The sequence below is a fragment of the Sporolactobacillus shoreae genome (assembly GCF_004684935.1).
GTDB lineage: Bacteria > Bacillota > Bacilli > Bacillales > Sporolactobacillaceae > Sporolactobacillus > Sporolactobacillus shoreae.
On sequence record NZ_SRJD01000006.1, the window covers coordinates 74951 to 88104 of the forward strand.

Consider the following 13154-nt stretch of genomic DNA (forward strand, 5'->3'; position numbering starts at 1 on the left):
ATGAATGAATTCATGATAGAATGAAAAATAGCATTGAAGTTTGAGAGCAGGTGAAAGTGTGAGTAAGATATTGGCAATAGCCAACCAGAAGGGCGGCGTCGGTAAAACGACAACGGCCGTCAATCTGAGCGCCTGTATGGCGAATCTGGGCTGCAAAGTTCTGCTGGTGGATATTGATCCTCAGGGGAACGCGACCAGCGGATCAGGTGTAGATAAAGGCGAAGTTGATGAATGTGTTTATGATGTTCTGGTGGAGGAAACAGAAGTTGCAACGGTTGTGAAAAGTTCCGCCATTGAAAATCTCGATGTACTCCCTTCTGCGATTCAGCTGGCCGGTGCTGAAATTGAACTTGTGCCGACGATTTCAAGGGAAGTAAGACTGAAGCGCGCATTGGAAAAAGTAAAAGATACATATGATTATATAATCATAGACTGCCCTCCTTCTCTGGGGCTCCTGACCATAAATGCGTTGACGGCTGCCGATGCGGTGATAATTCCTGTTCAATGTGAGTATTATGCGCTCGAGGGGCTGAGTCAGCTTTTGAATACAGTCAGATTGGTGCAAAAACATTTGAATCATCATCTGGCGATCGAAGGTGTGCTCCTGACAATGCTAGACGCCAGAACAAATCTCGGACTTCAGGTAATACAGGAAGTAAAAAAATACTTTCAGGACCGTGTTTTCCATACAATCATTCCGCGTAATGTCCGGTTAAGCGAAGCGCCGAGCCATGGACAGCCGATCATCCTTTATGATTCAAGATCCAAGGGAGCAGAAGTATATCTTGATTTTGCAAAGGAAGTGATGACAGGTGACTAAAGCATTAGGCAAGGGACTGGATGCCTTTTTCCCGTCTACATTTTCTGATGAACTGGATAATGCGGTGGAGAGTGTCCCACTTGATGAACTTAAACCTAATCCGTATCAGCCCAGACAAAACTTTGATGAGGAGAGCCTGGAAGAACTTGCAGGATCAATCAAAGAGCATGGTATTATCCAACCTTTAGTGGTACGAAAGAGTATCAAGGGATACGATATCGTTGTCGGTGAACGGCGATTCCGCGCCGCGAAACAGGCGGGGCTCGCTAAAGTGCCCGTAGTGATTAAAGAGCTTTCCGATCGTGAAATGATGCAGATCGCGTTAATTGAAAACCTGCAGCGTGAAGATCTTAACCCTATTGAAGAAGCAACAGCCTATAAAAAACTGATGCACGGACTACAGCTGACCCAGGAAGAGCTGGCAAAGAAACTTGGGAAAAGCAGACCACACATTGCAAATCATCTGCGCCTGCTTCAACTGGATCCGGAAGTCCGAACATTGGTTGAGGACGGAAAACTATCGATGGGGCATGCACGCGCACTTGTCGGTCTGAAAAACAAAAAACAGGTCATCCCAATCGTTGACAAAGTGATTAGAGAAGAAATGAATGTCCGACAGCTGGAAACACTCATTCAGAAACTAAATCATCATGTTCCACGTGAAACATTGAAAAAAAAGGAATGGGCAATGCCTCCTGAACTCCGAGAAAGAGTAAACGTGCTGCGGGAAAGGTTGGGCACAGCGGTCAAAATAAAACCGGGTACAAACGAAGGAAAAGGGAAAATAGAACTGGAATATTATTCAGCTGAAGATTTATACAGACTATTGGAACTGCTCGACAATGAATCCTAAAGAAGCCAGCTAATCGCTGGCTTTAAATCTGGATAGAATACTTGGATGTTTTCGTGTAAGAATGGCTCGGCATAGAGATTTACTGATTATTTTGGATAGATTCATCACGATATTCAGTCTGGTACTTTGCAGCACCGAGTACTCCATGAAACCACTGACATTCACAACCCCGGTAATATTAATATCGCCAACTGGATCAAGTTTTTTGTTCACACCTGCTCCGGGAAGAACAGGTCCCTCGGAAACGCAGATTTTCCCGATGTTTTGTTGTTGTCCGAGACAGGCATCCACAGCTATGACAAAAGGATGTTTAAACTTCGCCCTGATCGCTGACAAAGTATCTTGTAGGTTTACTGCGTGCACAGGATGCTCAAGTGTCCCGTAAATCGCTGTTTCTGGTGGTGCGAAGCTTTCAAGATGGCTGCCGACGAGTGGTCCGAGCGAATCGCCGGTGGACCGGTCGGTGCCGATACAAACAACAATAAGTTCGGTTTGGTCGCTTGAAGGAAGATAATACCGGATGGCCTTGACAATAGACAGACACGCGTGCCTGTCTAAGTAATGAACGGGCTGATAAAACTTATGAACAAGCGGTTTTTCTCGATTCAGATTCATAGTTTCCGCTCCTTAAAAAAGTACTATCAGTATATGGCCCTGTCCGAAATTCTATACCTGAAACATAAAATTGTTATAGTGGCTTTCAATGCTCGAAAGATTTCTCATAAAGATATGAAAAACTATCCTTTTTTCAGAAAAAAGGATATACTATTCCAGTGAACAATTAATTGCAATAAAAAGGCATCGCAAAAAACGGCAATGAAGGAAAGAAGTACTCAGAGAAAGTTGCCCCACAGCAAGCCAGGAATGATGAGAGCCCGGCAGGCAGCATTTGAGGAAGGCGTTCCGGAACCGTGATTTTTCCGAAAGCGGGCGCAGTCGCCGACTGTGTCAATTAGGGTGGAACCGCGTGGGCAAACTCAGCTCTCGTCCCTAGGTCTTACAGGCCTGGGTACGGGAGCTTATTTATTTGTGAAAAAGGAGCATATGTTATGACCAAATCAATGGAACAGATCGTCAATCTCGCGAAACAGCGCGGATTTATTTTTCCGGGTTCGGAAATTTACGGGGGCCTGGCCAACACTTGGGATTATGGACCACTCGGAGTGGAATTAAAAAACAATGTAAAAAAAGCCTGGTGGAAGAAATTCGTTCAAGAGTCCCCATACAATGTCGGACTTGACGCCGCAATCTTGATGAACCCTAAAACATGGGAAGCTTCCGGGCACATCACGAACTTCAACGATCCGATGATTGACTGCAAGAAATGTAAATCACGGTTCAGGGCAGATAAACTGATTGAAGCCAACATCCCAAATGAAGAACTGCCCGCACCGGTAGACGGACTTGACTTTGAAACAATGGAAAAACTGATTGAATCGCATGATATCAAGTGTCCGGAATGCGGAGAACATGATTTCACTTCAATCAGACAATTCAACCTGATGTTTAAAACCTATCAGGGTGTGACTGAGACGGCAAAAGACGAGATCTATCTTCGCCCAGAAACGGCTCAGGGGATTTTTGTCAATTTTAAAAACGTTCAACGGACTATGAGAAGAAAAATCCCGTTTGGTATCGGGCAAATCGGAAAATCATTCAGAAATGAAATTACTCCGGGTAACTTTACCTTCAGAACTCGTGAATTTGAACAGCTTGAACTGGAGTTTTTCTGCAAGCCGGGTGAAGATAAGAAATGGTTTGAATACTGGAGATCTTTTGGCTTTGAATGGTTGAAATCGTTGAATATTAAACCTGCAAATCTAAGGCTCCGTGACCATGAAAAAGAAGAGTTGCCGCATTACAGCAACGCGACAACGGATATTGAATATCTCTTCCCATTCGGCTGGGGTGAGCTTTCAAGCCTTTCATCCAGAACGGATTATGATCTGCGAAGACACATGGAGGTGTCCGGCCAGGATTTGCAATATATTGATCAGAATGCGAATGAACGCTATATTCCGTATGTCATTGAACCGTCACTTGGCGCCGATCGCGTGACGCTTGCTTTTCTGGCCGACGCCTATGAAGATCAGGAGCTAAGCGATTCGGATTCGAGAACCGTGCTGCATTTCCATCCAGCTCTTGCTCCATACAAGGCGAGTGTTTTGCCGCTTTCTAAAAAACTGAGTGAAGAAGCGGGGGCTATTTACCAGCAACTGTCCAAAGAATGGATGGTTGACTACGATGAAACAGGGTCAATCGGAAAGAGGTATCGCAGGCAGGATGAAATTGGCACACCATACTGTATTACCTATGACTTTGATTCGAAGGAAGACGGCAAAGTAACCGTCAGGGATCGGGATTCGATGGATCAGGTTCGTCTGCCAATTGATCAGCTGCCGCAGTTCCTAAGGGAACGGACAACGTTTTGAGATAATGTGACCCACTGAGCGCAGGACAGAAGAAAAAAAGCAGGTATATACAGGTATATAAAGGAGAGGGAGAATACAATGGCTAGACCGCACATCGCATTTAACCTGAATGACGTCGTTGAAATGAAAAAAGCACATCCGTGCGGAACAAATCAATGGAAAATCATTCGCATGGGTGCGGATATCCGAATCAAATGTCTCGGATGCGGTCACAGTGTTCTGATGCCGAGAAGTGAATTTCAGAAAAAAATTAAGAAAATCCTTGAGGCAGGAACTTCCGAAGAAATTGAAGAATAACACAAAAAAAGTATTAATTGTAGTTGGCGACACGCAGTACTTTTATTAAAAAGCTAGTAGTTAAATGTAACAAAGGGCGAAAAGTCCGGGGAGTTGAAAAGAATGAGTTTGACAACAGGTATAGTCGGGCTGCCGAATGTCGGAAAGTCCACGCTGTTTAATGCGATCACCCAAGCGGGAGCGGAAATGGCGAATTATCCATTTTGTACTATTGAGCCGAATGTCGGCATCGTCAGTGTTCCGGACAGAAGACTGGATAAACTGACTGAGATGTATCATCCTAAACGCACAGTGCCGACCACATTCGAATTTACAGATATCGCGGGCCTGGTTAAAGGAGCGAGTAAAGGAGAGGGGCTGGGTAACCAGTTCCTCGCGAATATCAGGCAGGTTGATGCTATTTCACACGTTGTCCGCTGTTTTGACGACAAAAACATTACGCATGTATCTGGGAAAATCGATCCTGTAGATGATATCGAAACCATCAATCTTGAATTAATCCTCGCTGATCTGGAACAGGTGAGCAAGCGGATTGACCGTGTTGGGAAACTGGCGAATCAGAAGGACAAACAGGCCATTATTGAATTTTCAGCGCTTCAAAAATTAAAAATGGCCTTTGAAGAAGGGAAACCAGCCCGCCACGTTGACCTGACAGATGAAGAGGAGGCAATCATCCGGCCGTTTAATTTTCTGTCGAAAAAGCCCGTGCTCTATGTTGCCAATATTTCTGAAGATGATGTGGCTTCTCCTGAAGAAAATGAATATGTTCAGGCCGTTAGAAAATTTGCGGAAACGGACGGGGCGGAAGTTGTAGCAATCTCCGCCCGAATCGAATCTGAAATTGCGGAACTCGATGCGGAAGAGAAAAAAGTGTTCCTTCAGGATCTCGGACTGGATTCATCCGGGCTTGACAAGCTGGTTGCAAAATCCTATCAATTACTCGGGCTCGCTACCTATTTCACTGCTGGTGAGAAAGAGGTTCGAGCTTGGACATTCAGAAAGGGAACGAAAGCTCCGCAGGCGGCAGGCATCATTCATTCGGATTTTGAACGGGGATTCATTCGTGCGGAAATTGTTTCGTTTGAGGATCTCATCTCAGCAGGGTCTGAGACCGCAGCTAGAGAACAGGGCAATCTTCGTCTTGAAGGAAAAGACTATATCATGCAGGATGGGGACATTGTAAATTTTAGATTTAATGTCTGAAACGCATTCTTAAAGACTTGCTTTTGACTATGATGAATGGTATCATATTGACTTATGAGTGAGAAGGCTTGCTCTCTGCTCCATTATGGAGCCGTTTAGTCCAAGGGGAGGTGAAAAATCGTGCGCAAATATGAAATTATGTACATTCTCCGTCCAGATCTGGAAGAGGACCAGGAAAAAGCAGTTAAGGAAAAGCTGGCTTCCATTCTGACGGACAATGGCGCCGAAATCAATGAAGTGAAAGAAATGGGTAAGCGTCGCTTAGCCTATGAAATCACGGATTTCAATACCGGCGTGTATGTTGTTTTGTACGTTAATGCGGAAAGCCCGGCGATCAATGAGTTTGACCGTCTTACGAAGATCAATGATGACGTGATCCGCTTCATGGTCATCAAAGATGAACGTAAACCGGAAGAAGTAAAATAATCTCAGAAACGGGGGAATTCTGTTGATTAATCGGGTCGTTCTCGTCGGACGATTAACAAAAAATCCGGAACTTCGCTATACGCCGAATGGGGTTGCCGTTGCAAGCTTCACTATTGCCGTCAATCGCCCATTTTCAAATCAGCAGGGTGATCGCGAAACGGATTTTATTCCTGTAGTTGTCTGGCGCAGACAAGCGGAAAATGCAGCCAACTTCCTGACCAAAGGAAGCTTGGCGGGGGTTGACGGACGGATTCAGACGCGGAATTACGAGAATAATGAAGGTCGCAGGGTATATATTACTGAAGTCATTGCTGACAGTGTGCAATTCCTCGAACCAAAGGGGACAAGACATGCGGATGAAAATGATTTTGGCAACGGAGCCCCCGCACCTTCAAACGGAAATAACGGTTTTGGGTCTCAGTCCGGCAACCGTCCGAACACCAACGCGAACAATAATAACAATCAGAATGCCCCTTCTTTTGAAGATCCTTTTGCAAATGACAGTAAACCAATTGATATCTCGGATGATGATCTGCCGTTCTGATGAACGGGAGAACTAGGTAATTAAGGGGAGGTGCAGTGGAAATGGCAGTACGCCGGTCACGCGGTAAGCGCCGCAAGGTATGCTATTTTACAGTGAACCACATTACTTATATTGATTATAAGGATGTAGATTTGCTGAGACGCTTTATTTCAGAACGCGGGAAGATTTTGCCTCGTCGTGTCACAGGAACGAGTGCGAAATATCAACGCCAGCTGACAAGAGCAATCAAACGTTCACGTCAGATGGCTTTGCTTCCATATACACAGGAATAAAAAGGGCATAACAATCATGCCAGTAGATGAAAAAACTGCAGTAAGAGGAATGCCTCTGCTGCAGTTTTTTATACTATTGGGAGAATAATGATAAGAAGGAACGTCATTAGGCTGATTAAGTAGTATCAGGCATTCCAAGCTTTAAACAGTCCAATATTAAGAGGCTAACAATGATGAAACCGGATCTTTTAAAGAAGGGTGCCAGCTTGCCAGTTAAAGAAAAGAGAATGTTGATCACGGCTATAATCCTGATTGCAATCTATCTGGCACCCCTGTTCCTACTTGGAGAAAATGCACACATCCGGATTGTGGATAATATGGATTCCAATATAGCTTGGTATCAGGTGCTGGCACATAGTGGTGAATTGTTTGGTCCCATCCACTCCCAAATCCCACAGGTTATCAATGGCCAGCTGTCCAGGAATGCGTTTGGCTCACAGTTCAGCATGATCGTACTGCTGAATGTGATCCTGCCGCCTATGCTTGCTTATTCCATATGTCAGCTGATCTCCCGCTTTTTCGCTTTTCTAGGCATGTACTTGCTGTTACGGGATCATTTTGTCAAAAGCAGGGATAGTTTCCCCATCAGAGTGCTTGTGGCACTTGCCTTTGCATTGACACCATTCTGGCCCTCCGGCATGCTGAGTACTCTTGGTATGCCACTTGCACTGTGGGCATTTCTCAATATAAGAGCGCACGTTGCTTCTTGGAAAGAATGGCTGACACTTTGCCTGCTTCCGTTTTATTCCAGTTTTGAACTCGGATTTTTCTTCTTCTTAACGGCGATGGCGATTTTCTGGCTGAGAGACTGGATCGTCAAAAAGAAGTTCAATCTAAAATTTATACTTTCCATTGCTCTTATGACGATCATCTACTTCCTTGTTGAATACAGATTAGTTGCTTCACTGCTTCTGCCCGGGCCATTAACGAACAGAGACGATTTCGTTGAATCAACATCAAGTTTATGGAATGTCCTGATACTCTCAATAAAAAATTTAATTGTTGGTCATGATCAGGCCATGACAGTTCATCAGTATGTCATTCTGCCTTTTAGTTGCATTGTCCTGTGGCAAATAGTCAGGACTGGTAAAGGGGAAATGTTGCTCAAAAAACGTTTTTTGCTGTTGCTTAGTCTGAACGTGATGCTTTCTGTGTGGTTTGCTTTCTGGTTTTACAAGGGGTGGGCACCGCTTAAAGCAAAGATCAGCATTCTTACAACGTTTAATTTTTCAAGATATCACTATCTTCATCCGCTGTTCATTTATCTGATGTTTGCGGTGGGAGCGCTCATCTGTTGGCAAAAGGGGAAGAAATGGGAACGATTTGTTGAAATCGTGCTTGTTTTGCAGATTATTGTGCTGTTTCTCTATAATCCGGAAATTGAATTTCACGAACAGCCGACTTTCAAGCAATTCTATGCGAGTCAGCAGTTCAGCGCGATTGCTAAGTATATAGGAAAGCCCAAATCAAGTTATCGAGTGGCCAGCATTGGCTTACATCCGGCGATCGCTCAATTTAATGGATTTTATACGCTGGATACGTACAATAACTTTTATCCGCTCACATATAAACAAGCCTTCAGGAAGATCATTGCTAAAGAACTCGACAAAAATCCAAGCAATCGAGCCTATTTTGATGATTGGGGCGGCAGGTGTTATCTATTTACCGCAGAATTGGGAAAGAATTATGATTTTCGTAAGAATTCTCATGTTAAAATCCACCATCTGCAGCTTAATATCGGCCAGTTCAAAAAGATGGGCGGAAATTATATTTTTTCTTCGGTTCCGATTATGAATGCAAGGCAGGATGGTTTGCATTTTCTTAAGTCATTTAACAGCAAAGAGTCTGCGTGGAAGATTTACCTGTATGGAACGAATTGAAGGGATGAAAAAAAGACGCCTAATTTCGGGCGCCTTTTTTTCATAGAACTTCATAAAATGCTGACTCGATTTTTAATAATAGGGCGCCATCATTAAATAGACGATAACGCCGGTCAGGCTGACATAAAGCCAGATCGGCATGGTCCAGCGGACAATCCGTTTGTGCTTTCTGATCTGCATGGTCCAGCCCCAGACAAGTGCAAATGGAGCAAGGAAAACAACACTTGCGGCAAGCGCGCTGTGTGTGATCAGAATGAAAAAATAGATGGGCCGGATCAGCCCTGTCCCGCCATAATGGGGGGCAGGAGCGAGATAGTGAAAGGAAAGATAGGAGAGCAAAAAAAGAGCGGTTGTTGAAAAAGCAGCCAAAATAAAACCCCGGTGCAGATTGATTTTTTTCATTTTTATCGAGATCAGGGCAGAGACAAGAAAAATGAACGTGAAGCTGTTAAATACAGCGTTCAGCTTGGGCAGTACATAAACACTGCGGCTGATCTTGCCGTGATAGCCGATAAAAGGGGCGAAAAATAATAACAGGATCACGATATTCGCTAGTATTGCAACTGTGATGATCAGCACGGCATAATTCTTGTCACTTTTTGGTTTCGGTTGACTGTCGCTAAGATTTTTTATCGTTTGACTCATTCGGGCAATAGCTCCTTCAGATGTAAGATTCACAGAAAAGCCATAAGTCTATGATAGGTGACTGCAGTCAATGTGGCAAGAAGAACACAGAGTAAGCACAAAAATCAGCCTTCAGCTGTTTCGGAAAGCAGCTGATTGGTAATAGATTTGATATAAGTGTGTGATTTAGCCTCTTCGTCAATCATTTCCCGGAGGATGACCTGAATAAAGTATCGAACAGAAACCAAATCTTTGAATTTAAGAATGGATTCCAGAGCTTCTCTGTAAATCTGGAAAAACAAGGACTCAGGATTGCCCTTCTGGATTTCGCCATATGCCTCATAAAGCAGATCGATCTTGTCGGCGACGGACAGAATTTTGCCTTCCAGAGAATCATCCTTGCCTTCCTTGAACCGCTCCTCATAAACTTTGCGAAACTCCATTGGAATTTCTTTGTCGAGAAACTCCTGCGTCATTGAGCCTTCCACTTGCGAGAATAGTTCCCGAAGCTTGGGCAGCGCGTATTTAACCGGAGTTTTAATATCACCTGTAAAAAGTTCGGAATAATCATGATTGATCGCCCGTTCATAGACCTTCTTCCAGTCTACCGACTGTCCATTCCTGTCTTCAACAGTTGCCAAGAATTGTGCGATGGTTGCAACTTTGAAGGAGTGGCTGGCTACAGAATGCTCCTGATATTTAAAAACACCTGGACAGCGGTAAATGCCTTCCAGGTCGGATAAACTTTGAAAATATTTGTGGATTCCCATAGATATGGCTCCTTTCCTCATGCGATTGATCCATCCGAATGGATATTTCGAACAGTATAGACCGCGTGAGGAGAAGAGTCAATGATTCTGAATCATCCCCGCTTCACACCGGATACGCTCATTCTGGCGTTGAATATATTCGGCCAATTTTTCGAGATTAAGAAGCGGCAGCTCACCATCCTCGACCTGGATTTTAGAGCTGTAAAAAGACTGCCCCTGATCGGCGGGGGAAGTCTGTTCCGCTTGAAAGGTATAGGTCCCGCCGACTGCATCGATATCAATCGCGATATTTCCGGATTTTGTCACGCCGATAACAAATTTTCTGTCTTCCTTGTTTACAAAGGGATTGCTGCCGGATTCCAGAACTCCTGAAAGCAGGATCAATGGAAGAATGTGATCCCTTAAAGAGATCAACCCTGAAAAAAACGGATGAGTTACAGGGACGGGTGCTGCCGGCACAGGTTCAATGATTTCGCTGACTTCATCGATCAGTATCCCGACCGTAAGATTGCCAGAATAAAGGGCCAGAGCCGTCTGATCTATTGTGTCTGTCGACATATGAATCACCTCATATAATGATTGTGATGCTTTGGATTCAATTTGAAAAAAAGTCTTCCACAACATATATCGGACGAAGAAGAAAGAATGATTATTTTTTAAGATTGGGCACTGAATCCGGCTCAATAATTTCCCGGCCTTCATACCATGGATTGATATGAATCAGGACTTCTTCTACATCAGGGAATCTGGACATCACTTTCTGCCTGATCTCCTCCGTAATATCATCGCCTTCCTGAATATTATAAGAGGCGGGAAGACGAATTTGGGCGTCAATCAGAATTGAATTGCCATGTTCCCTTGCACGCAGAATATCAATCTTTTTAACCTGCGGAAATGAGAGAAATACTTCCTTGTATTCTTCCTGTTTTTTCTCGTCAACACTGCTCTCCATAAGTACATTAGTCGATTTGACCATCATAATGATGGCGATGCGCAGCACGAGCAAAGAGACCACAATTCCGGCGATCGGGTCGCTGAAATGAGAGTAGGGAATATCCAAAACTCTGCCGATCCAACCAATGCTTAATCCGAGAGCGGCTGCTAACGATGCATAAATATCGGCCAGGTGGTCTGAAGCTGTCGCCTGGAGACTTTTGCTGTGGTATCTAATTGCAGCGCGATGTGTATAGACATAAAGCGCCCATTTCCAGGCTGTCGACAGGATCGCGGCCAGAAGTGCCCAGACACTGACTTCAGAGACGGGACCGAACAAGCTGCTGATGGCTTCAAAAATTAGAAAGGCGGCAGCTGCGATCAGAATAATGCCGATAAATGCTGTGGAGATGTCTTCCGCTTTTCCATGTCCGTACGGGTGCTCCCTGTCTGCGGGATGGTTGGACAGCTTCATTGATCCAATCGTTGCAACAGAAGCAATCACATCTCCACCATTGTGCACACCGTCGGCGATCAGGGCGGTACTATGAAAAAGCAGGCCGAAACCGATTTTGATTAGAGTCAGAAAGAAATTGCTGATCAGGCTGATCCAGGCGACGAACAGTGCTTTTGCGCTTTCATAAGCCATAATGGTTCGCTCTCCTCAAATTGTTTGCCTGAGGCAAGTTCATCATTATAAAAGACAATCCGATTCCGGATTGTCTTAAAAACGAACTGTTTTGATTTAGTACGCAATCACTTATCATGGGAACACCAGCTCTCCAGACAGACAAGAGATATTAAAAGTGTATGGTGAATGAACATAAAATAACCCTATTCAATTCAGAAAGGGCGGCCAAATTCACTGTAAAACGCTTTCTTTTCAATTATTTAACTACTCCATTATATAGGGGAAGTTTGAATCGTGCAAGATTGCAGCCTTGTATCCGGCGTTTTACCCTTCCATTACGAACTGCATGTATATTATAATAAATCTTATTAATCAATTGGATGGCCGGAGCGATTCCTGTACTTTGCTATAGAAAGCGAAAACGTCTGAACTTATTAAGGCGTGTCGGCATTCAACGGATCCCTGACCAGAGGTGTCGTTATGAAAGTGAGTAGGGCTCTAGTTGAGAGAATAATGGCAATCATTCTCTTATTCATTTTACTCGGGGTAACTTTTTACATTCCCGCCGTATCCGCGGTATCAGTCTGGCTGATTCCTTTTCCCCTGATGTACGGTGTTTCAAAATTCGGGTGGCAGTTTGGCATCGTGGAGCTGCTTATTGGTTTGGCTTTCATGTTCTTGTCCCGATTGGGACTGTACGTGCTGTTTCCGTTTTTCTTTACCGTTATGGGTTTTTCCATGGGCATAATGATTCGCCTGAAAAAGCCCGCCTTTGCCATTCTTCTTGCCGGCAGTTTGGCGAATATCACAATGCTTATTCTGTACCTGGCCGGTTCAGTGCTCATTTATGGTTTTAATCCGGTTGCCGAGGGAAAAAAGGCAATATGGAAGTCTGTTGAAACGATGCTTGCCCAAGCCGGTCCGCTGCTCCATCAGAATACGGAAACACTGGCAGATCTTTATCAGAACTATATCAATTATTTAGGCGTGCTTGCCCCTTCACTGATTGTTGTGGTCGGAGTCATTAATTCGTTAATTGTCGTGATAATCAGCCTTCCGCTGCTCAGACGTTTTGGTGTCGAAGCACCGGAATGGGTGCCCTTCAGGCGGTGGCGTGTTCCGAAAAGTGTGATCTGGATTTATCTGATTGCGCTTTTGCTGATTCAGACCGGAATTGCGGACAGTGAAACGCCATTGTTCACGATCTCGGTTAACTTTTCTTTTGTGATGCAGCTGCTGCTTGCCATTCAGGGATTGAGCTTTATCTTTTTTTTCGCTGCCCTGCGGCATTTTCCAGGGATTATCCCAATTATGATAGTTGTAGCAGTCGTTATATTCAGCGTTTTACTGCTGCAGCTGGTCACATTATTAGGTATAATTGATCTTGGTTTTGATCTCCGGAAGAGGCTGGCAAAGAAAAATTAGTTGTCCGGATAATCGGAAAGCCCTTGAAAATTGTGCAGCTGCGG

General features: G+C 44.3%; 15 protein-coding genes. 10 read left to right on the top strand and 5 right to left on the bottom strand.

Annotated features, from left to right (window positions below; all coding sequences use genetic code 11):
* Positions 1-58 precede the first annotated feature (58 nt).
* Together E4665_RS07295 and E4665_RS07300 are read left to right on the top strand one after the other, a co-directional pair.
* Complete coding sequence (locus tag E4665_RS07295) at positions 59-820, top strand: ParA family protein (protein WP_135348138.1); 762 nt, start codon at positions 59-61, stop codon at positions 818-820.
* A complete protein-coding gene (locus tag E4665_RS07300) occupies positions 813-1673 on the top strand; it encodes a ParB/RepB/Spo0J family partition protein (protein WP_135348139.1) in 861 nt (286 codons plus the stop codon). The genes E4665_RS07295 and E4665_RS07300 overlap by 8 nt, the downstream gene beginning before the upstream one ends.
* Before the next feature lie 9 nt (positions 1674-1682).
* Here E4665_RS07300 and yyaC read toward each other — a convergent pair whose 3' ends face one another.
* A complete protein-coding gene (gene yyaC / locus E4665_RS07305) occupies positions 1683-2288 on the bottom strand; it encodes a spore protease YyaC (RefSeq protein WP_135348140.1) in 606 nt (201 codons plus the stop codon).
* Between the two features lie 434 nt (positions 2289-2722).
* Here yyaC and E4665_RS07310 point away from each other — a divergent pair, with 434 nt between their 5' ends.
* The 7 genes from E4665_RS07310 to E4665_RS07340 all read left to right on the top strand — a co-directional run bounded on the left by E4665_RS07310 (position 2723) and on the right by E4665_RS07340 (position 8727).
* On the top strand, positions 2723-4105 hold the full coding sequence (locus E4665_RS07310; protein ID WP_135348141.1) for a glycine--tRNA ligase: 1383 nt from the start codon (positions 2723-2725) through the stop codon (positions 4103-4105).
* A 78-nt stretch (positions 4106-4183) separates the two neighbouring features.
* A complete protein-coding gene (locus tag E4665_RS07315; RefSeq protein WP_135348142.1) occupies positions 4184-4402 on the top strand; it encodes a DUF951 domain-containing protein in 219 nt (72 codons plus the stop codon).
* Positions 4403-4504: 102 nt separating this feature from the next.
* Positions 4505-5605 (top strand): redox-regulated ATPase YchF, encoded by a 1101-nt coding sequence (gene ychF / locus E4665_RS07320; RefSeq protein WP_135348143.1) that lies wholly within the window; start codon positions 4505-4507, stop codon positions 5603-5605.
* Between the two features lie 120 nt (positions 5606-5725).
* Positions 5726-6031: a 30S ribosomal protein S6 gene (gene rpsF / locus E4665_RS07325; protein ID WP_135348144.1), complete on the top strand. Its 306-nt coding sequence runs from the start codon at positions 5726-5728 to the stop codon at positions 6029-6031.
* Between the two features lie 22 nt (positions 6032-6053).
* Positions 6054-6575, top strand: a complete 522-nt coding sequence (ssb, locus tag E4665_RS07330; RefSeq protein WP_135348145.1) for a single-stranded DNA-binding protein — start codon at positions 6054-6056, stop codon at positions 6573-6575.
* A 41-nt stretch (positions 6576-6616) separates the two neighbouring features.
* A complete protein-coding gene (gene rpsR, locus E4665_RS07335) occupies positions 6617-6847 on the top strand; it encodes a 30S ribosomal protein S18 (protein ID WP_100486591.1) in 231 nt (76 codons plus the stop codon).
* Between the two features lie 173 nt (positions 6848-7020).
* Positions 7021-8727 carry a DUF6044 family protein gene (locus tag E4665_RS07340; RefSeq protein ID WP_135348146.1) on the top strand — a complete coding sequence of 569 codons (1707 nt, stop codon included), beginning with the start codon at positions 7021-7023 and terminating at the stop codon, positions 8725-8727.
* 72 nt (positions 8728-8799) lie between these two features.
* On the opposite strand, the gene E4665_RS07345 is transcribed toward E4665_RS07340, so the two are convergent.
* From E4665_RS07345 to E4665_RS07360, 4 genes are all read right to left on the bottom strand, one after another.
* A complete protein-coding gene (locus tag E4665_RS07345; protein WP_135348147.1) occupies positions 8800-9372 on the bottom strand; it encodes a DUF420 domain-containing protein in 573 nt (190 codons plus the stop codon).
* Positions 9373-9476: 104 nt separating this feature from the next.
* The gene (locus E4665_RS07350; RefSeq protein WP_135348148.1) at positions 9477-10121 is read right to left on the bottom strand and encodes an HD domain-containing protein; all 645 of its coding nucleotides are present in this window, start codon (positions 10119-10121) and stop codon (positions 9477-9479) included.
* Positions 10122-10199: 78 nt separating this feature from the next.
* On the bottom strand, positions 10200-10679 hold the full coding sequence (locus E4665_RS07355) for a chemotaxis protein CheW (protein ID WP_167815146.1): 480 nt from the start codon (positions 10677-10679) through the stop codon (positions 10200-10202).
* Positions 10680-10770: 91 nt separating this feature from the next.
* The gene (locus tag E4665_RS07360; protein WP_135348150.1) at positions 10771-11703 is read right to left on the bottom strand and encodes a cation diffusion facilitator family transporter; all 933 of its coding nucleotides are present in this window, start codon (positions 11701-11703) and stop codon (positions 10771-10773) included.
* Between the two features lie 462 nt (positions 11704-12165).
* Between E4665_RS07360 and E4665_RS07365 the strand changes: the two genes are divergently transcribed.
* Positions 12166-13110, top strand: coding sequence for a YybS family protein (locus E4665_RS07365; RefSeq protein WP_135348151.1), 945 nt, complete (start codon positions 12166-12168; stop codon positions 13108-13110).
* Positions 13111-13154 lie beyond the last annotated feature (44 nt).